Origin of the sequence: Paenibacillus sp. VCA1, assembly GCF_031583795.1 — a bacterium.
Taxonomy (GTDB): Bacteria; Bacillota; Bacilli; order Paenibacillales; family Paenibacillaceae; genus Paenibacillus_AQ; species Paenibacillus_AQ albilobatus.
Genome location: NZ_JAVLSX010000011.1, coordinates 123,505 through 142,263, shown reverse-complemented (window position 1 = coordinate 142,263; position 18,759 = coordinate 123,505). Strand labels below are relative to the sequence as shown.

Sequence of the window (18,759 nt, the reverse complement as noted above, 5' to 3'; positions counted from 1 at the left end):
TCCTATTCTTCAACTACACGACAAACAAAAAGAAAACGTCGATCGACGTGACCTTCTAATATGATCGGACCGCATTACCAATGTTCTCCTTGCGATTACAGAAATCCTTCAACTTCTCGATAAACTTGGAAAATTTGTACAACCTAAATGATAGCTTTATCATAGACAAGGTAAACGGAAAACACAATCGGAGAAACTGTCGAAAAAACAAGTTTCTAGTTAAATCGACCTAAATTTCGCCCAAAATAAAAGCATCAAATACATGAAGCGCATGTACTGATGCTTTTTTATCTATTATATCAGGCATTGCTGCTTCCGTAATAGAGTTTGGACATGATCGGATATCATGCTTTGTGCTGGAGACGCAGTCTCCGCTGGCTCATCACAGCCAGCCTTTTCTTTAATTCGCCCTCCCATTTCTCGTCCTTCATCTGTTTGGCGATGGTCAGCAGGTCCAGTGCCATATCGATTTGGCTTTGTACGATTTCTTTCGGGTCCTCCTTTTCGCAGTTGACGACGTTTTCGAATATCGCCTCGTCATCCTCCACGACGTAATCTTGAAAATCGATCTCCGCAGTCCCGTCTCCATGCGCATATTCGGCCAAAATTTCGTATTCGTTTTCGACTTTATAATGAACTTCAACCCGGTGGCACACGGGACAGAACAGCAGGGGAACATTATGGACCTGGGTGCGGTAATGCTTCAACGTTCCCTTCGTTCCAACCATACTCGCTCCGCAGCAATAACTCATGCCAGTTCACCCTCCTCTTGATTCCACCGCATTCTCCATAAATGTATTCGCTTATATTGATGTCGATTCCTTTTTTCACTTCGACTCAGCTGGATTAAATTCCTGCCTTCCGGCTTCGGATTTATGGCAAAAATCGGTTTAAAGGCCTACTGTGCTTTTGCTTGTTCTCGCACTTTCGGCGCAGTCCGTTCGTTTTTGCCCGCTCAGGTGTAAAAAGCCCCCGTTGCAGGCATAAGGTGCATCCTTATGCCGAACAAAGGGGGCTTGTCCTATGTTTAAAACTTAGTTGGTAACAAGGTTTTTGTCGCCTGGTTTCCAGTTCATTGCGCAAAGTCCGCCGGATTGCAGAGCTTGAAGCACGCGCAATGTTTCTTCAACGCTGCGGCCGATATCGTTGTGGTTAACCACTTGATATTTCAGTTCGCCTTCAGGGTTGATGATGAAGAGGCCGCGCAGCGCTACGCCTTCTTCTTCGATGTATACGCCGTAGTCTTTCGAAACGGATCTCGTGATGTCCGAAGCGAGCGGGAAGTTGATTTTGCCCAGTCCGTTTGCGTCCGTTGGCGTGTTGATCCAAGCTTTATGGCTGTGGATGGAGTCCGTGCTTACGCCCAGGATTTCAGCGTCCAGCGCTTTGAATTGGGAAGCGGCTTCGCTAAGAGCCGTAATTTCCGTTGGGCACACGAATGTGAAGTCCAAAGGATAGAAGAAAAATACGAGCCATTTGCCGCGGTAGTCGGACAGGCTTACTTTACTGAAGTCGGAGCCGTCACCAAGTACGGTTTCCATCGTGAAATCGGGAGCGGGTTTACCTACTAAACGTTCTGCCATGTTTAAAAATCCTCCTTTATGATATCTATAGAACAGCCGGAAGGACAAGCCTTGCGCCTATTCTATTTGAAAGAAAAACATTAGTTTTTCTTGTTTCAAAGTATGTGTGATCCCGGCGGAACCTACATTTAAAATGTTATCATCCGCCCTTTTCAAAGTCAAGATTATATTCGTTATTTATTTATAATAATTATAAATTAAACAATTTGGTGAACATTCATCCTCCAATTGTTGAACAAAAAGCTTCCTATTATATATGTCGATGTTTGCACCCTTTTTTTGCACATATTTTAAGTATGCGCCTTTTGGTTTCCGTACATACGGCAAGCGGGCGTCGCCTTTGTTAAGGTGACGCCCGCTTGGATTGTTTTGCTTGGATTATTTATTTCTGCATCGCCGCGACGATCAGGTCCCCCATCTCGCGGGTGCCGATTGCTTTGCTCTTGTCGACGGCGATGTCGCTGGTGCGGTGGCCATCGTTCAAAACCTTCGTTACCGCCGCTTCGATGGCGTCCGCCGCATCCGCATACCCGAAGGTCAGGCGAAGCATCATGGCCAGCGACAAAATCGTGGCGATCGGGTTCGCCAGATTCTGGCCGGCGATGTCCGGCGCGGAACCGTGTACCGGCTCGTACAAGCCGAAGGCGCCTTCGCCCATCGAAGCCGATGCCAGCATGCCGATGGATCCGGTCAGCATTGCCGCTTCGTCGCTCAGAATGTCGCCGAACATGTTTTCCGTTACGATGACGTCAAAGCTTGCCGGGCGGCGGAGCAGCTGCATTGCGCAGTTGTCGACGAGTACGTGTTCCAGCTCAACGTCCGGATAATCCGCTGCCACGCGAATGACGACTTCCCGCCACAAACGGGAGGTTTCAAGCACGTTGGCCTTGTCGACGGAAGCAAGCTTTTTGCGGCGCTTCTGGGCGATTTCAAACGCCTGGCGCACAATGCGCTCCACTTCGGCGACGTTGTACACGCAAGTGTCGACCGCTTCTTCCCCATTTTCGCCTTGGCGTCTGAATTTGTCGCCGAAATAAATTCCGCCGGTCAATTCGCGAACGACCATCAAATCCGTACCTTCAAGCACTTCCGGTTTCAGTGTCGAAGCATCCTTCAGGCAGTCGAATACAACCGCCGGACGAAGATTGGAGAACAGCCCAAGCGCTTTGCGGATTCCGAGCAATCCCGTTTCCGGACGCAATTCCTTCGGATTGCTGTCCCATTTCGGTCCGCCTACGGCGCCGAGCAGCACGGCGTCGGCATTTTTACATACCGCAAGCGTTTCCTCCGGCAAAGGCGTTCCCTTCTCGTCAATCGCGATCCCGCCGAAAAGAGCATGCTCCGTTTCAAACGAATAGCCAAACAGCTCTTCCGTACGCTTCAGCACCTTCTCGGCTTCGGCCACGACCTCCGGCCCAATTCCGTCCCCGCTGATTACGGCAATTTTCTTCACTTCTGGCATGGTTTCCGTCACTCCTTCTGGTTCCTTCACTCACTGATCAGTTCTTCTACCTACTGTTGTATCACATTCCCAAGGGCATTGACCAAGATATAGAATCTATCACCTTTATAGTATTTTCCTATAAGCGGCTTTTACGAGTAAACGATTCGCCCCGCATCGTAATTTCCCACATTCCTATTCCTCATTTCTCCAGTTACAATGGTATGGTATAGACCATAACTTTCGCTGAAGGAGATGAACGATTTGCAGTATACCTATCTCGGGAAATCAGGTCTGAAGGTCAGCCGCTTATGCCTCGGAACGATGAATTTCGGCCCGGCGACGGACGAAAAGGAAGCGTTCCGCATTATGGATGCCGCGCTGGATGCCGGAATCCAGTTTTTCGATACGGCAAACATTTACGGCTGGGGAGAAAACGCCGGCCTTACGGAAACGATCATCGGCCGCTGGTTTGCGCAGGGCGGGGGACGCCGCGAAAAGGTCGTTCTGGCAACCAAGGTTCATGGCAATATGCATGATCCCGCCGACGGGCCCAACGGCAAGGAAGGTTTGTCCGCATACAAAATCCGCCGTCATCTGGAAGGCTCGCTGAAACGTCTGCAAACCGACCATATCGAGTTGTACCAAATGCATCATGTCGACCGCAACGTATCTTGGGACGAGCTTTGGGGCGCATTCGAGCTGGCCGTATCGCAAGGAAAAATCGGGTATGTCGGTTCCAGCAACTTCGCAGGATGGCAAATCGCCGAGGCGCAAGGCAAAGCGCAAAACCGTCATTTTCTCGGACTTGTCGCTGAGCAGCATAAATATAATTTGAACTGCCGCCTGCCGGAGCTTGAGGTGTTGCCCGCAGCCAAAGCGATGGGGCTCGGCGTCATCCCCTGGAGCCCGCTTGACGGCGGCATGCTGGGACGCAATGCGCTGAAAAAGCTGGAAGGCACCCGCAGCGGCGGTAATCCGAACAAAATCGAAAAACACCGCGCCCAATTGGAGGCCTTCGCGCAATTATGCAATGAAATCGGCGAACCGCAGGATAACGTCGCGCTGGCCTGGCTGTTGACCCATCCGGCCGTCACGGCGCCGATCATCGGACCGCGTACGCTGGAGCAGCTCGAAAGCTCGCTGCGCGTGATCGACTTGAAGCTGGACGAAGCCGTCTTGAAGCGCCTGGATGAAATTTTCCCGGGACCGGGCGGCGAAGCTCCGGAAGCTTATGCGTGGTAAGGGAGACATTCGGAGAACCTCTTAAATGGCAAAAAAAAGCAGACCGCCAAACGGCGGTCTGCTTTTTTTTTGAATCGAAAGATGCGCTTTCCCCTTCCGGGGATAAGCCGAATATTTGTATAAATAGGATTATTTCTTGATCCAATGCATCATTTCGCGCAGCTGGGAACCAACGATTTCGATCGGATGGTTTGCTTCGTTGCGGCGGGTCGCATTCAGGAATGCGCGGTTGGATTGGTTCTCCAAGATGAAGTCGCGGGCGAATTTGCCTTGTTGGATATCCGCAAGCACTTCTTTCATCGCTTTTTTCGTTTCATCGGTCACGATGCGTGGTCCAGTCACGTAGTCGCCGTATTCGGCGGTGTTGGAGATGGAATCGCGCATGTTGGCCATGCCGCCTTCATAGATCATGTCGACGATCAGCTTCATTTCATGCAAGCACTCGAAGTATGCCATTTCAGGTGCATATCCCGCTTCCACGAGCGTTTCGAAGCCTGCTTTGATCAAGGCGGTTACGCCGCCGCAAAGTACGGCTTGTTCGCCGAACAGGTCGGTTTCGGTTTCTTCGCGGAACGAAGTTTCGATAACCCCTGCACGTGTACAACCGATGCCTTTGGCATAAGCAAGGCCGATTTGCTTGGCTTGTCCGGTAGCGTCCTGTTCGATGGCGATCAGTCCAGGCACGCCGAAACCTTCAACGTACGTGCGGCGAACCATGTGACCCGGAGATTTCGGAGCGACCAGAAGCACGTCGGCGTCTTTTGGCGCCACGATTTGTCCGAAATGGATGTTGAAGCCGTGGGAGAACATCAATGCCGCGCCTTTTTTCAGGTTCGGTTCGATGTCGTTTTTATAAACCGCCGCTTGCGTTTCGTCCGGCATCAGGATTTGCACGATGTCCGCTTTGCTTGTCGCTTCGGCAACGGAGTATACTTCAAAACCGTCGTTTTTTGCTTTATCGAAGGATTTGCCCTCGCGAAGGCCGATGATCACTTTTACGCCGCTGTCGCGCAGGTTTTGCGCCTGGGCATGGCCTTGGCTTCCGTAACCGATGACGGCAACCGTTTTCCCTTTCAATACGCTGAGTTCTGCATCCTGTTCATAATAAGTCGTAACTGCCATTGTTATAAGTCCTCCTTTGTTTTTAAAACAACCCTTATGAAGAGCGGGTGTTTCAAGAGACCTTTAGCGGGCGGGAATCAAATGAGCTGCTATCCCAAGCGCCGGCCAACATGTTCGGGATCCCTTCAAACCCCCGCTCTTCGGCGGGCGTTATGAAAATGACGATTGTGTATGATTATACATTTCCGCGAATCATCGCGGTGACACCGGTCCGGGAAAGCTCGCGGATGCCGTAAGGTTTCAGAAGTTCGATCATGGCGTCGATTTTGGTGGTATCCCCAACCACCTGCACCATCAGGTTATGGCTGCCGATATCAACGACCGACGCACGGAACGTTTCGACTACGCCCATAATTTCGGGACGCTCCGACGGCTCGGCGTTGACCTTGATGAGGGCCAGTTCCCTTGCCACCATCGGATTAGAGCTGAGATCGACGACTTTAATAACGTCGATCAGCTTATACAGCTGCTTTTCGATCTGCTCCAAGGTGTGCTCGTCGCCAAGCGTAACGATGACCATGCGCGAGAGTCCAGGCTCTTCGGACTGCCCTACCGTGATGCTCTCGATATTAAATCCCCGTCTGCCAAAAAGTCCGGAAACTCTTTGCAAAACGCCCGGCTGGTCATTTACTAAAACGGCAATGGTATGTCTCGTACTCATATTTATGCATCTCCCATCAGCATTTGATCAATGGTCGAGCCTTGAGTTACCATCGGATACACGTTTTCACCCTTGCTGACCACAAACTCGACAACGACCGGTCCCGGCGTTTCAAGCGCTTCCGCCCAAGCTTTGCGCGCTTCCTCCTTGTTCGTTGCCCGAAGGCCTTTTACGCCGTAAGCTTCAGCCAGCTTGACGAAATCCGGACTTCCTTCCAGGTCGATATGGCTGTAGCGATTGTCGTAAATCAGCTCCTGCCACTGGCGCACCATGCCGAGCACCTGATTGTTGATGATGACGATTTTGACCGGAATGTTGTTGATTGCGCAGATCGCCAGCTCCTGGGAGCACATTTGCATTCCGCCGTCCCCGTTAATCGAGATGACCAACCGTTCCGGATGGGCCATTTGAGCACCGATCGCCGAAGGCAATCCGAAGCCCATCGTTCCGAGGCCGCCGGATGTGATCATCGAACGCGGCTGGCTGAACTTGTAATATTGCGCCGCCCACATTTGGTGCTGGCCGACGTCGGTCGTCACGATCGCTTCGCCGTTCGTCGTTTCGTTCAGCATTTCGATGACCCACTGCGGTTTGAGCACCGTATCGGAGTCCTCGTATCTGAACGGCTGCTCCTCTTTCGACTGCCGGATCCACGCTCTCCATTCATCGGCTTTGTCCGCGCGTTTCACTTCCGGAATCAACATTTCCAGTACGGTTTTTACATCGCCGACAATCGGGATATCCGTCGGGACGTTTTTGCCGATCTCGGCAGGGTCGATATCGATGTGCACGATTTTGGCATGCGGGGCGAATCCGTTCAGGTTGCCTGTTACCCGGTCATCGAAGCGCGCTCCGATGCTGATAAGCAAATCCGATTTCTGGATCGCCATGTTCGACGTGTATGTGCCATGCATACCCGGCATTCCGGTCCAAAGCTCATGCCCGCTCGGGAAAGCGCCGAGTCCAAGCAGCGTCGTCGTGATCGGAATTTCCGTCCGTTTGACGAATTCGTAAAGGGCTTCATGGCCTCCGGAGTAAATGACCCCGCCTCCTGCCAAAATGAGCGGGCGTTCGGCTTCCTCAATCGCCTTCACCAATTTGTCCAGCTGCAGTTTGTTCGGCACCAGACGCGGGTTGTAGCCGCGAAGGTTTACCGCGTTACTGCTTGGCTCAAACAAAGTCTTCGCTGCCGAAACATCCTTCGGAATGTCGATCAGGACCGGACCTTTGCGTCCCGTCGAAGCAATGTGGAAGGCTTCGTGGATAATCCGCGGCAGATCATTGACGTCCCTGACCAGGTAGCTGTGCTTCGTGATCGGCATCGTGATACCCGTAATGTCGGCCTCCTGGAAGGCATCGGTTCCGATCAAGGAAGTAGCCACGTTGCCCGTAATGACAACCAGAGGAACGGAATCCATATAAGCGGTGGCAATTCCTGTGACCAGATTCGTCGCCCCCGGTCCCGACGTTGCAATACATACGCCGACTTTGCCGCTGGCTCTTGCGTAACCGTCGGCCGCATGAATCGCGCCCTGCTCATGACGAGTCAGCACATGTTTGAAATCCTCGTATCCATACATCGCATCGTAAATGTAAAGCACTGCCCCGCCTGGATATCCGAAAACACACTCGACGCCTTCAAGCAAAAGGCTGCGAAGCAATATTTCCGAGCCGGTAATGACTTCCGACTTCATCCATTTCTCACGTAATTGTTCTGTAGACCGCACTTCAGGAATTTGCGCGCTCATCAGTCATCCTCCTCCTCAAAATTTACATACATGTGACATGAGTCAATTTCACAACATCATCGGCAGTTCAATTTTGACGATCTATAGATTCAAAACGGGTTGATTGCCTACACATCGTTTCATTGCTGCCTTTCGAACCTTATGAAATTGATTCGCATCTAAGAAAAACGTCTGTCGACGTACTTTCACGGAAATAAGGCCGTGCCGACGGGAGGTCCTTTCAGCGATACCGGGATGCGCGTTCTCGTTGTTCCTTCGTTCCGATACCGGGAAAACAAAAAAACCTTCCGCCCGTCACGCAGAAATCTTCTGCGTGAGGGACGAAAGGTTGCGCTTCCGTGGTACCACCCATATTTGCCAAACATCTCGCGATGTCCGGCCTCATCAGGTATCGGGATCGGGTCAAGACAAGCAAAACAGCCGTTCCCATACCTTAAGTCCGTAACGTGGACTTTACGATTCTCCCTAATAAGCTTTAGCGCGTTTCAGGAGAACAGCTCCGAGGTGAGCTCGTATAAAAGGGATTTTGGTGGAGGTTGCAGCAAATCCTCACACTCTCTGAGCAAAAGAGCCCTTTAAACTTCGTCCTCTTCATTGCCGATCGCAATATGTTCGTTAAAATGTTTAGACACATTATATGTTCCCTCGAACTTAAAAGTCAATACCCATATTTCTAAAAAATGAAAAATCCCTTTCGGGGAGGTGCGTACACCGTATGCAAGCTTCACTCATATGATGACATGAATTCATCTTCGAAGAAGCCCATCTTGAAGGGAGGTCAGACATGATGATCCGTTATCGGAGACCGAAACAAGACGATACGTTCATTATGCGGTTAATCGATTCCCAGCTTGTCCCCATCTCGCATCTGTCCCCGGCTCAACTCGAAGCCGTTCGCAAAGACGTTCCGAAAAGACTGAGCCGCGGCATCACCCTCATCGCCTGCCAACGCTATGAAGACGACCCGCTCGGATTTGTCCATTTCATCCTGCACGGCAAGCTGCTGTACATCGATATGCTGGCCGTCGCACCCGAATCACAACGCAAAAGATGGGGCAATCTGCTGATGGTGCATGCCGAAAAATTTGCGGCGTCACGCGGGTGCACTCGGGCCAAAGTGATGGTTGACGCAGGCAACGCCAGCGGCTTATCATTTTACCGGAAAATGGGTTATTTCATGGTGCGGTACCATACCCTTAATCAATGCCACGAACTTGAAAAAGCGCTTTGACCGGCCTAAACCTGTAACAACATTTTACGATGCGGCCGTTCCCGGATGTTTATACTTTTCATCATTTTCTAAATTGATAGTTTTCTTAGTAAAATCCGCCGTACGCTCCCGGATATGCTCCAGGGTATGGTCCATAGCCGTATCCAGGAGCACCGTAAGGTCCGAATCCTCCGTAGAATCCGGCGTAAGGAGCCGTTCCGATGGCCAAAAGATCAAACAAGACAAGCGGAATGATTGCTTTCGTTTGCACTTTTTTACCCTTGCTGCGTTGAAGAATCAAACGGTTGCCGGAAATGCGAAGAAGCTTGCCAGTAACGAGATTGCCATCTTTTTTGACAGCCACTATATGTTGACCGATCAGCTTTTGCGCTTGTTTACGGGTAACAGTCTGTTGCATAAATTAAGATCCCTCCTCCAAGTGTGTTCAATGGCAGTCTATTCCGAAAGCTTCCTTTGCGCTTGTTCCATAGCCCGGTGTACCGTCAAGTTTGGTGCCTATTCCTATAAAATATGAAAATAAGAAAAACGTTTATCGACGTACTTCCTAAGAAGACAGACCGCGTCTAAAGATGGTTTTTCTTGTAATATCAGGAAGTAATGGGTCTGTGATATTATCAAAAAAGGCCGCATCCCATGGATGCAGCCTTTTTGTTTGAGGCGGAAGCCTTATCGTTTCCCCGGGTCGTACGGTTCCCCGAGTGCGGCAGGCGCGGAAGATTTCCCGACCGCGGCGACAAGGACGATCACCGTAAGCACATAAGGGAGCATGTAGATAAACTCTTGCGGAATGTCTTTGGACCAGGCAAACAATTGGAAGTAGTTCCCAATCGCTTGCGAGAAACCGAAAAACACGGCCGCTCCGAAAGCGCCAAGCGGATTCCATTTGCCAAAGATCATCGCGGCGATCGCGATAAAACCTTGACCCGAAATGGTATTATGCGAAAACGTATTGGTCGTCGTCAGCGTAATGGTCGCTCCGCCGAGAGCCGCCAAAGTACCGCTCAGAATAACGCCGAGGTAGCGCATCCGCAGCACCTTGACGCCAACGGTATCCGCAGCGCTCGGGTGTTCGCCGACGGCGCGGAGACGAAGGCCAAACGATGTTTTGTAGAGCACGTAAAAGGACACCAACACCAAAATGATCGCCAAATAAGTCGTGATGTAGTTGTTGAATAATCCTTCCCCGATGATCGGAATTTTCGACAGCAGCGGAATCGGCACCTTCGCGAGGCCTTCCTTAAGCAGCGTCGTTTCGCCCGAACCCTCGAACAGCAGTTTAACCATGTACAGCGTGCTGCCTGCGGCCAAGAAGTTAATGACGACACCGCTGATGACCTGGTCCGCCTTAAACGTAATCGAAGCGACGGCATGAATCAAAGAGGCGATCGCCCCCATGACCAATGCGGCCAAAATGCCGATATAGGGCGAAGCGGCCCCCATGCCCGCGTCTTCGGCGTAAAACGCCGCCACCCCGGCGGCAAACGCGCCAAAGGTCATAAAGCCTTCAATCCCGATGTTGATGACGCCGGAACGTTCAGAGAAGATGCCTCCCAAAGCGGCAAAGATGAGCGCGGTAGAAAAAACAAGCGTCGTATTAATCAGCTGGCCGATTGTTGTCATCCAATCCATTTACAACACCTTCTCTTTCTTGCGCTTAAGATAGAAGGGCTTAAGAACCCAGCGCACAATGCCTTGTGCGGCAATAAAGAATATGATCGAACCGATGACGATCCGGATAATTTCAGGCGGTACGTCAGCGCCGAAGCTCATCCCCGCGGAACCGTAAGTCAGTACCCCGAACAGCGATGCGGACAACAGGATGCCGAAAGGATGGTTCATGCCGATCAGCGCGACCGCGATGCCGTCGAAACCGACGCCCGGCGAGCCGGTAAAAATCGCTTGGTAATGGAACACCCCGAGCACCTGGAACGCGCCGCCCAATCCGGCGAACACGCCGCTGATAAACATCGCTTTGACGATATTTTTGCTCACGTTCATGCCGGCATATTGCGCAGCATGCCCGTTGTGTCCAACGGCACGCAGCTCATAGCCTTGTTTGCTTTTCCACATATAGACGAAAAAGAAAACGGCGGCCAAAATAGCGATGATTGTACCCCAATGCATGCGGGCGTTATTAAAAGCGTCGGACAGCCATGCGATCGAAATGGATGCCGTGTCCTTAATTTCCTCGGATCGTTGCTGGCCTTTTTCAAGCAAAAAGTTGCGCACGATATAATTGCTGAAATAAAGCGCCGTCCAGTTCAGCATGATGGAAATAATGACTTCGTTGACGCCGCGTTTTGCTTTCAGGTAACCGGTAATGCCGGCCCAAATGCCGCCGGCAAGGCCGCCGGCAATAATCGCGACAAGCGCATGCACGACAATCGGCAGCCCCGACAATTTGATGCCGACAGCCGTCGCAGCCGTCATGCCGACGATATATTGTCCTTCGGCGCCGATATTAAACAGTCCCGCGCGGAACGCGAAGGCAACGGCGAGGCCCGTCATGATCAGCGGCGTGATTTCGCGGATGGCTTCCCCGAAATCGTACGTGTTGCCGAAGACGGTCGTAAAAAGAGAACTATAGGCTAGGAGCGGATCATAACCGCCGATCAGCATAATAATAGCTCCGACGATCAGGCCAAAAATAATGGCAATCAACGGTACCAGGAGGTTGTCCACGGATAAAATTTTAAACAATTTGCTCATTAGGCCTTACCTCCCGTAATCTTGCTGCCCGCCATCATGAGGCCAAGCTCCTGATCGTTGGTTTCTTCAGGCAATACTTCGCCTACGATTTGTCCTTCATAAATGACGGCAATCCGGTCGGATACATTCATGATTTCATCCAATTCAAAAGAGATCAGCAGCACGGCTTTGCCTTGGTCGCGCTGCGCGACCAGCTGCTTTTGCACGAACTCGATCGCGCCGACGTCCAGACCGCGGGTCGGCTGGGCTGCAATCAAAAGATCCGGATCCTTGTCTATTTCCCGGGCTATAATCGCCTTTTGCTGGTTGCCGCCGGACAACGAACGGGCTTTCGTCTCGATGCTCGGCGTTCTGACGTCAAACGCCTCGATCAGCCTTTTCGCCTGCTTGTCGATTTCCTTTTTGTTCAAAAATCCGGCCTTATTATATGGCGGCTTATAATAGGTTTCCAATACCATGTTTTCGCTCATCGTAAAATCAAGGACAAGCCCGTGTTTATGACGGTCCTCCGGTATATGGGATACGCCGCTTTCCGTAATGGACCGCGGGCTTTTGTTCGTGATGTCTTTGCCATTGATCTTGATGACCCCGCCATCGGCATGACTCAGCCCCGTAATCGCTTCGATCAGCTCGCTTTGACCGTTGCCGTCGACGCCGGCAATTCCGAGAATTTCGCCTGCGCGAACGTTAAGGTTGAGCCCCTTCAACACGGAAATGCCCTCTTTATTTTTCATCGTCAAATTTTGCACTTCGAGCACATTCTGCTTCGGCGAAGCCGGCTTCTTGTCCACTTTGAAGGAGACGCTGCGTCCGACCATTTTTTCGGCAAGCTCATTCGGATTCGTTTCCGACGTTTTGACGGTGTCGATGACCTTGCCGCGGCGAATGATCGTAACGGTATCGGAAATCTGCATGATTTCTTTCAATTTATGCGTAATGAGGATAATCGATTTGCCTTCTTCGACCAAACGTTTCATGATGTCCATCAAATCGTTGATCTCTTGAGGGGTTAAAACGGCGGTAGGTTCGTCAAAAATAAGAATATCCGCGCCGCGATAAAGCGTCTTCAAAATTTCGACGCGCTGCTGCATGCCGACCGAAATATCTTGGATTTTGGCATTTGGATTTACTTTGAGGCCGTATTGGTCGGAAAGCTTTTTGATTTTGGCAACCGAAGTCTTATAGTCGAGTTGAATGCCCATTTTTTTAGGTTCCATCCCGAGCACGATGTTTTCGGTCACGGTAAAAGGCTGGACCAGCTTGAAATGCTGGTGGACCATCCCGATGCCGAGTTCAATGGCTTTATTCGGGCTGTCGATGATGACGGGTTTGCCGTTAACCTCGATGCTTCCCTCGTCCGGCTGATACAATCCGAAAACGATATTCATGAGCGTCGACTTGCCGGCGCCATTTTCACCGAGCAACGCATGAATTTCTCCCTTATGCAGCTTCAAGCTGATGGAGTCGTTGGCGACAATGCCGGGAAAGCGCTTGGTTATTTGCTTCAACTCAACGACAGGGGTCGCTGCATCCATGAGATCACCCTTTATCATTATTTTGGCTTTAGCGAAAAACGTAAGACAAGGCTAGTTGTATCAACCAGCCTTGCCGTTTAATAAACACACTTATATCTTAGATGATCAGGGCCTCGAAATCTTATTCTTCAGGAACCTTGATTTCGCCGCTGATGATTTTTTGTTTGTAATCTTCAACATCTTTCAGCACGTCGGCAGGAACGTTTTTGCTGGAAGTGTCGGCAAGGCCTACGCCGTTTTCCTTCAAGCCAAGAACCTCGGAACCGCCTTTGAACTGGCCGTCGATAACTTCTTTCGTCACTTTGTCGACAGCTGTCGTCACGCCTTTAACCATCGAAGTCAGCGTTACGTCATCGCCGAATTCAAGGGATTGGTCCTTGTCGACGCCGATAACCCAAACTTTGCTGCCGCCTGCTTTGTTGCGGGAGATCGCTTCGTTAAATACGCCGGTACCCGTAGCTCCGGCAGCGTGGAAAATGATGTCTACGCCGTCGTTGTACATCGTAGCCGCAGCGGCTTTACCTTGGTCAGGCTTGTCGAATGCGCCGGTGTAGTTGATTTTGAGTTCAGCGTTAGGGTTAGCCGCTTTCACGCCCGCCTTGAAGCCTGCTTCAAAACGTTTGATAACCGGGATTTCGGAGCCGCCCACGAAGCCGACTTTTCCGGTTTTAGTCATTTTGCCGGCGACAACGCCCACGAGGAATGCGCCTTCGTTCTCGGCAAATGTGATGGAACGAACGTTAGGAGAATCTACAGTAGCGTCGATGATTGCCAGATGAGCGTCAGGGTTTTGGTCCGCCACGGTTTTCATGTCGGCGCCAAGGTCGAAACCGATGCCCCAAGTCAGATCGTATTTGCCTTTAACGTATTTATTCAAATTCGTAACATAGTCTTCTTTGGATTTACTTTGCAAGTATTGCGCAGTAATGCCTTTGTCCTTCTGCAAACCTTCCAGAGCTTCCCAAGCGGATTGGTTGAAGGATTTGTCGTTAACGCCGCCCACGTCGGTAACGAGGCCGACTTTGACGCCGGATTTTCCACTGCCGGCAGAGTCGCCGCCGGATGCGCTTTTATCTTCGTTCTTTTTACCGCAACCCGCGAGTACGACCGAAAATGCAAGCAGCATAATCAGCGTCAGCTTGAACATTTTTTTCATTTCTATATGTCCCCCTAAAAAAATTTTGTCTTTCGTTTGCCCAGGCTCCTGCTCGCAATTTAATTTACCACCTATCAATTACAGAGACGAAGGCTTGAACAAACATTGGACAATTTACATTCAGATTATACATTCTCATATCGTCAAAATCCAGCAAATTTACGTCGGAATCCAAAACTTTTTTTGAATCAAACCAATAAGAAAGCGCTTTAATATGTTCTCATATAACGCGCTATGTCATATTTTGTATAAATTTTATGTAAAGTTGAAGTCATAATCCTCCAATTCTCCTTGATTTAGCCCAAACCCGATCTAAACGACGTTATTTTCTCTTCCATAAGAATGAGTAAAATGAAAAGAAGCTCCATTTGATGGTACAAAAAAACCGCCTTTACGGCGGTTTTTCCATTTTGTGTAAGTTACTGTCGGTAATTACGCGTTGATTTTTTCTTTCGCAACGGTTGCGATCGAGTTGAACGCATTGATGTCGTTTACGGCGAGGTCAGCCAGCATTTTGCGGTTGATGTCCACGCCAGCCAGTTTCAGACCGTGCATCAATTTGTTGTAGGACAGGCCGTTCATCCGGGCAGCCGCATTGATCCGGACGATCCACAGTCTGCGCATGTTGCGTTTCGTAGCGCGACGGTCACGGTATGCATATACCAAAGACTTCATCACTTGTTCGTTAGCTGTTTTAAAAATGCGGTGCTTGGAACCGAAATAACCTTTTGCAAGTTTCAATACTTTTTTATGTCTACGACGAACAACGAATCCGCCTTTTACTCTTGCCATAATAATAAACCTCCCAAAATTGTGTTGTTAACTATTTCAAGTTAGCCAGGCCTTGCTTCAAACGTCTTACGTCCCCTGGAGCCATAACCGGGTTGCCGGCAAGCACGCGTTTAGCGCGTTTGGATTTGTGGGACAGCAAGTGGTTTTTGTAAGCTTTGTAACGGGTAACTTTACCGGAACCAGTTACTTTGAAGCGGCCTTTCAAGCTGCTGTGTGTTTTCATTTTAGGCATTGTACTTCCTCCTCAGGACTATTGGGCTTTTGGAGCCAGAATCATAATCATACTGCGGCCTTCCAGCTTCGGCTGGCGTTCAACGCTGGAAATTTCGGCAACTTCCGTTTTGACGCGCTCGAGAATCTTCTGGCCGATGTTGGCGTGAGTGATCTCACGTCCGCGGAAACGGACGGAGCATTTCACCTTGTCGCCGTCTTTCAAAAACTTGACGACATTGCGAAGCTTGGTTTGGAAATCATGCTCCTCAATGTTAGCTCGGAACCATACTTCTTTGATATCAACGATTTTCTGATTCTTACGGGCTTCTTTTTCTTTCTTCTGCTGCTCATAGCGGAACTTGCCGTAATCCATGATGCGGCACACCGGAGGCTTGGCCTGCGGCGCCACGTTCACCAGATCAAGATTCAAATCCGCCGCCATCTGAAGAGCCTCACGAATCGGCTTGATGCCGATTTGTTCTCCATCCGCTCCGACCAGACGAACCTCTTTCGCCCGAATTTCGTCATTAATCATATGTTCCTTACTGATAACCGTCCACCTCCAAATTCGAATGGTGATGCTTTGCAAAAAAGCAAAATAAAAGGGATGCCGGTGTCAACGACCAGCATCCCTATGATCAATTCTTCATGAAATTTCGCATTCATAAATCATCGGATCATGACCCGCCAACCTTCGTCGGTCAGGTGAGAAGCTGGTGCCTCTGCTTGAAAATCCATTAGGTTTTCACGTACTTGAGTAATGTACCACAAGGGACAAGCCTTTGTCAACATGGAATCGCAAACTTTACCCCTGCTTACTCTGCACTTCTTCGAGGCGTACCACCCGGGTATGCTCGGTATGGCTCCACTGCTTGTTGTTTTGCGTGAAGAACGCCCAGAACGTGATCGGGTACCACGAAATCAGGTAAATCGGGAAAAGAATCAAATACAGGTATACCTTTTTGTAATTAACCTTTTCCAGAATCATCGCCGCCAGGAATGTAAACACGTTCGCCGCGATGGCCGTAAAGCTCAGCCATACCGGAAGGTATCCGTACAGGTTCGCGATATGCGGACCGTTGAAAAACGTGCTGTCCACCCACATGATGGCCGTCATCAGGAAAGTCAGGAGAACGATGTATACGTTGGCCCCGTACAGAGCCAAGTCCAGCTTCACGAGACTGCGTTCCTTGATGCTCTGCCACAGCAGAGGGAAGAAATAACGGCGTGCCACGGTAAAGTGGCCCTGCATCCAGCGCAGACGCTGCCGAGCCGAAGCTTTGAACGTCAGCGGTTTTTCGTCGAACACTTTGGCGTCGTAGTTGAACTTCGGATATACGCCGCGTTTGACGCTCCGCATCGTAAACTCGAGGTCTTCGACCAAACTTGTCGCGCCCCAGCCCATTTCCTTGAGCAGGTTCGTTTCGAAGCACATCCCCGTCCCGCCAAGGAAGTTCGCCATGTTCATGTTATGGCGCGAGAGCTGCCACAAGCGGTTGATGTACCAGTACGAAATGCCGTAAGCGGCCGTGATCCAGGAATCCTCCGGATTTTTGGTGTCGATGTAACCTTGGATAACGCGGGCGCCGGAGCACAGGTCGTCGTTCATTTCCTTCAGGAAATTCGTGTCCGCCAGATTGTCGGCGTCGAACATGACGACCGCATCGTATTGGCGGGGCATCGCCCACAGCTCTTTAAGCATCCATTCGATCGCGTAACCTTTGCCGCGAAGATTGTTGTTCGTGCGGACGCAGGCGCTCATGCCGTGCTCCCGCACGATCTTCGCCGTATTATCCGTACAGTTGTCGCAAATGACAAAAACGTCGTACAGCTCCTTCGGATAGTCCAGCTGCTTCAGGTTCTCCATCAGCGCCCCTACGACCTGTTCCTCATTGTGGGCGGCCACGAGTACCGCAAAGGATTTTGTTGCCGGGAAATGCTGCTTTCTCTTTTTCCTGTACAGACCCAAAATCGAGAACACGAACTGGTATACACCGATCGCGGCAAGCAGAACCTGCAGCGCGATAAATATGGTGTCTATCATGGTTCTCAGAACCCCCTTTTTCGAAGTGATAAGAAGTAAACCCTTGGACAATCGCATGTCTCGTTCCCTCTAAAAGAAACCGCGGAATTGCGGCCCTTTTTTAGCGAACTTTCTTTTTCTTACCCCTTATCATTTTTCTCTCTGTAGATTATGGTTCGTTTTTTGTTTATGACCCTAACACCTTTTTTACTTTGACCTTTTCAGCTTTTTGTTTTCATCTTGAAACAACATATCGATTTTCCACGGTTTTCAGCTTTTTGTCAAAAGCGCAATAACTCCCCCTGTTCCTGAAAAGCGGAAGAGAAGCGTTATTCAGGCCGCCTGACGCACTCAAAGCTTATTTTCATGACCGTTAGTTCTTATTTTCATCTGTTTACCGCTTTTTTATTTCGCGATCCCCTCCTTTTTTTAATCATCCATTCCAATGATAACCTTATTCCATATTTATAAACGAGATTCATGCGCGAAAAGTTTGCGGTCCGGCTTCATTTTCCAAAGCGCTTTTTAACACACTTTCTGTTCATTTAAACGTATTGTTACTTTTTGAACCATTGTAAAGGTTCTGTAAAGTGAAGTCAAAACTTCGCCTTTCGGCCCGGAGGCAGGACTTTCGCCTTGAAAAAGACACAAATAAAAAATATGATTAACTTAAAGTGGAAAACATCCCGGTCCGCCGCGGATACAAAAACAGCCTGACCAGGCGTTAAACGGGGGAATGGAATGAGACGTTTGTTCATGAGATGCGCATTATTCGACAAAAGGTTGTTTCAATATATCAATGGACGTCTTCACAACCGTTTTCTCGACTTTTGGCTATACTATTTGACACATCTGGGCGGAGCCACCTTCGCGATTTCCTCCAGCGTGCTGATCTGGTTTCTCGGGTCGCCCTCCTGGAGCAAGTCCGGCGCGCAGGCCGCCGTTTCCCTGGCCATCAGCCATATTCCGGTCGCGGCCGCCAAGAAGCTGTACCCCAGACTGCGGCCCCATCTGGCGCTGCCGGGAACGCGGACCTTCCGCAATCCGCTCAAGGATCATTCCTTTCCTTCCGGGCATACGACGGCTGCTTTTTCCGTGGCGGTTCCTCTTATATTGGGACATGCAGAATGGGTATATTCGCTTCTGCCGCTGAGCCTTCTGGTAGGATTGTCCCGGATTTACATCGGCCTTCACTATCCTTCGGACGTTCTGGCGGGTGCGGTCATCGGCTCGTCCGTGGCCTTTGCGACGGTTGCATTGTGGCCTTAAAGCCGATAAGGTGGATATAAGGAAAAACAAA

Annotated in this window: 18 protein-coding genes; 3 read left to right on the top strand and 15 right to left on the bottom strand. The window is 50.3% G+C overall.

All coding sequences use genetic code 11. From position 1 onward, the window contains the following. Positions 1-344: 344 nt before the first annotated feature. The 3 genes from RJP21_RS23660 to leuB form a co-directional block, all read right to left on the bottom strand. Positions 345-752 (bottom strand): hypothetical protein, encoded by a 408-nt coding sequence (locus RJP21_RS23660; RefSeq protein ID WP_160042403.1) that lies wholly within the window; start codon positions 750-752, stop codon positions 345-347. A 282-nt stretch (positions 753-1,034) separates the two neighbouring features. Next, on the bottom strand, positions 1,035-1,583 hold the full coding sequence (locus RJP21_RS23655; protein WP_160042405.1) for a peroxiredoxin: 549 nt from the start codon (positions 1,581-1,583) through the stop codon (positions 1,035-1,037). A gap of 382 nt (positions 1,584-1,965) precedes the next feature. Continuing rightward, positions 1,966-3,045: a 3-isopropylmalate dehydrogenase gene (gene leuB, locus RJP21_RS23650; protein ID WP_310861492.1), complete on the bottom strand. Its 1,080-nt coding sequence runs from the start codon at positions 3,043-3,045 to the stop codon at positions 1,966-1,968. A gap of 243 nt (positions 3,046-3,288) precedes the next feature. Here leuB and RJP21_RS23645 point away from each other — a divergent pair, with 243 nt between their 5' ends. Continuing rightward, positions 3,289-4,269 (top strand): aldo/keto reductase, encoded by a 981-nt coding sequence (locus RJP21_RS23645; protein ID WP_310861491.1) that lies wholly within the window; start codon positions 3,289-3,291, stop codon positions 4,267-4,269. A gap of 129 nt (positions 4,270-4,398) precedes the next feature. Here RJP21_RS23645 and ilvC read toward each other — a convergent pair whose 3' ends face one another. The 3 genes from ilvC to ilvB form a co-directional block, all read right to left on the bottom strand. Further along, the gene (ilvC, locus tag RJP21_RS23640) at positions 4,399-5,391 is read right to left on the bottom strand and encodes a ketol-acid reductoisomerase (protein WP_160042411.1); all 993 of its coding nucleotides are present in this window, start codon (positions 5,389-5,391) and stop codon (positions 4,399-4,401) included. 175 nt (positions 5,392-5,566) lie between these two features. Further along, positions 5,567-6,052 (bottom strand): acetolactate synthase small subunit, encoded by a 486-nt coding sequence (gene ilvN, locus RJP21_RS23635; protein WP_160042421.1) that lies wholly within the window; start codon positions 6,050-6,052, stop codon positions 5,567-5,569. A 2-nt stretch (positions 6,053-6,054) separates the two neighbouring features. Further along, complete coding sequence (ilvB, locus tag RJP21_RS23630; protein WP_160042423.1) at positions 6,055-7,800, bottom strand: biosynthetic-type acetolactate synthase large subunit; 1,746 nt, start codon at positions 7,798-7,800, stop codon at positions 6,055-6,057. Between the two features lie 784 nt (positions 7,801-8,584). On the opposite strand from ilvB, the gene RJP21_RS23625 reads away from it, so the two are divergent. Then, a complete protein-coding gene (locus RJP21_RS23625; protein WP_373309224.1) occupies positions 8,585-9,031 on the top strand; it encodes a GNAT family N-acetyltransferase in 447 nt (148 codons plus the stop codon). Between the two features lie 85 nt (positions 9,032-9,116). On the opposite strand, the gene RJP21_RS23620 is transcribed toward RJP21_RS23625, so the two are convergent. From RJP21_RS23620 to RJP21_RS23580, 9 genes are all read right to left on the bottom strand, one after another. After that, positions 9,117-9,428, bottom strand: coding sequence for a hypothetical protein (locus RJP21_RS23620; RefSeq protein ID WP_310861490.1), 312 nt, complete (start codon positions 9,426-9,428; stop codon positions 9,117-9,119). 269 nt (positions 9,429-9,697) lie between these two features. Further along, positions 9,698-10,660, bottom strand: coding sequence for an ABC transporter permease (locus tag RJP21_RS23615; RefSeq protein ID WP_310861489.1), 963 nt, complete (start codon positions 10,658-10,660; stop codon positions 9,698-9,700). Next, on the bottom strand, positions 10,661-11,740 hold the full coding sequence (locus RJP21_RS23610) for an ABC transporter permease (protein WP_160042429.1): 1,080 nt from the start codon (positions 11,738-11,740) through the stop codon (positions 10,661-10,663). Then, the gene (locus RJP21_RS23605; protein WP_310861488.1) at positions 11,740-13,275 is read right to left on the bottom strand and encodes an ABC transporter ATP-binding protein; all 1,536 of its coding nucleotides are present in this window, start codon (positions 13,273-13,275) and stop codon (positions 11,740-11,742) included. The genes RJP21_RS23610 and RJP21_RS23605 overlap by 1 nt, the downstream gene beginning before the upstream one ends. A 121-nt stretch (positions 13,276-13,396) precedes the next feature. Next, positions 13,397-14,431 (bottom strand): BMP family ABC transporter substrate-binding protein, encoded by a 1,035-nt coding sequence (locus RJP21_RS23600; RefSeq protein WP_310861487.1) that lies wholly within the window; start codon positions 14,429-14,431, stop codon positions 13,397-13,399. A gap of 432 nt (positions 14,432-14,863) precedes the next feature. Further along, positions 14,864-15,223 carry a 50S ribosomal protein L20 gene (gene rplT / locus RJP21_RS23595; RefSeq protein WP_036708477.1) on the bottom strand — a complete coding sequence of 120 codons (360 nt, stop codon included), beginning with the start codon at positions 15,221-15,223 and terminating at the stop codon, positions 14,864-14,866. Positions 15,224-15,254: 31 nt separating this feature from the next. Beyond that, the gene (gene rpmI / locus RJP21_RS23590; RefSeq protein WP_036708474.1) at positions 15,255-15,455 is read right to left on the bottom strand and encodes a 50S ribosomal protein L35; all 201 of its coding nucleotides are present in this window, start codon (positions 15,453-15,455) and stop codon (positions 15,255-15,257) included. 18 nt (positions 15,456-15,473) lie between these two features. Beyond that, positions 15,474-15,971 (bottom strand): translation initiation factor IF-3, encoded by a 498-nt coding sequence (gene infC / locus RJP21_RS23585; RefSeq protein ID WP_310861486.1) that lies wholly within the window; start codon positions 15,969-15,971, stop codon positions 15,474-15,476. A 270-nt stretch (positions 15,972-16,241) separates the two neighbouring features. Further along, positions 16,242-17,480 carry a glycosyltransferase family 2 protein gene (locus RJP21_RS23580; RefSeq protein ID WP_160042445.1) on the bottom strand — a complete coding sequence of 413 codons (1,239 nt, stop codon included), beginning with the start codon at positions 17,478-17,480 and terminating at the stop codon, positions 16,242-16,244. A 720-nt stretch (positions 17,481-18,200) separates the two neighbouring features. On the opposite strand from RJP21_RS23580, the gene RJP21_RS23575 reads away from it, so the two are divergent. Beyond that, entirely contained in the window at positions 18,201-18,728 is a 528-nt protein-coding gene (locus RJP21_RS23575; RefSeq protein ID WP_310861485.1) for a phosphatase PAP2 family protein, read from the top strand. The last annotated feature ends 31 nt before the right edge of the window (positions 18,729-18,759 follow it).

Excerpts from the sequence above, each read along its gene's own strand:
- rpmI (WP_036708474.1), bottom strand. The coding sequence starts at position 15,455 with ATGCCTAAAATGAAAACACACAGCAGCTTGAAAGGCCGCTTCAAAGTA.
- RJP21_RS23620 (WP_310861490.1), bottom strand. The coding sequence starts at position 9,428 with ATGCAACAGACTGTTACCCGTAAACAAGCGCAAAAGCTGATCGGTCAA.
- leuB (WP_310861492.1), bottom strand. The coding sequence starts at position 3,045 with ATGCCAGAAGTGAAGAAAATTGCCGTAATCAGCGGGGACGGAATTGGG.
- RJP21_RS23625 (WP_373309224.1), top strand. The coding sequence starts at position 8,585 with ATGATGATCCGTTATCGGAGACCGAAACAAGACGATACGTTCATTATG.
- RJP21_RS23610 (WP_160042429.1), bottom strand. The coding sequence starts at position 11,740 with ATGAGCAAATTGTTTAAAATTTTATCCGTGGACAACCTCCTGGTACCG.
- RJP21_RS23615 (WP_310861489.1), bottom strand. The coding sequence starts at position 10,660 with ATGGATTGGATGACAACAATCGGCCAGCTGATTAATACGACGCTTGTT.
- RJP21_RS23660 (WP_160042403.1), bottom strand. The coding sequence starts at position 752 with ATGAGTTATTGCTGCGGAGCGAGTATGGTTGGAACGAAGGGAACGTTG.
- ilvN (WP_160042421.1), bottom strand. The coding sequence starts at position 6,052 with ATGAGTACGAGACATACCATTGCCGTTTTAGTAAATGACCAGCCGGGC.
- rplT (WP_036708477.1), bottom strand. The coding sequence starts at position 15,223 with ATGGCAAGAGTAAAAGGCGGATTCGTTGTTCGTCGTAGACATAAAAAA.
- infC (WP_310861486.1), bottom strand. The coding sequence starts at position 15,971 with ATGATTAATGACGAAATTCGGGCGAAAGAGGTTCGTCTGGTCGGAGCG.
- RJP21_RS23580 (WP_160042445.1), bottom strand. The coding sequence starts at position 17,480 with ATGATAGACACCATATTTATCGCGCTGCAGGTTCTGCTTGCCGCGATC.
- ilvC (WP_160042411.1), bottom strand. The coding sequence starts at position 5,391 with ATGGCAGTTACGACTTATTATGAACAGGATGCAGAACTCAGCGTATTG.
- RJP21_RS23600 (WP_310861487.1), bottom strand. The coding sequence starts at position 14,431 with ATGAAAAAAATGTTCAAGCTGACGCTGATTATGCTGCTTGCATTTTCG.
- RJP21_RS23605 (WP_310861488.1), bottom strand. The coding sequence starts at position 13,275 with ATGGATGCAGCGACCCCTGTCGTTGAGTTGAAGCAAATAACCAAGCGC.
- RJP21_RS23575 (WP_310861485.1), top strand. The coding sequence starts at position 18,201 with ATGAGACGTTTGTTCATGAGATGCGCATTATTCGACAAAAGGTTGTTT.
- RJP21_RS23655 (WP_160042405.1), bottom strand. The coding sequence starts at position 1,583 with ATGGCAGAACGTTTAGTAGGTAAACCCGCTCCCGATTTCACGATGGAA.
- ilvB (WP_160042423.1), bottom strand. The coding sequence starts at position 7,800 with ATGAGCGCGCAAATTCCTGAAGTGCGGTCTACAGAACAATTACGTGAG.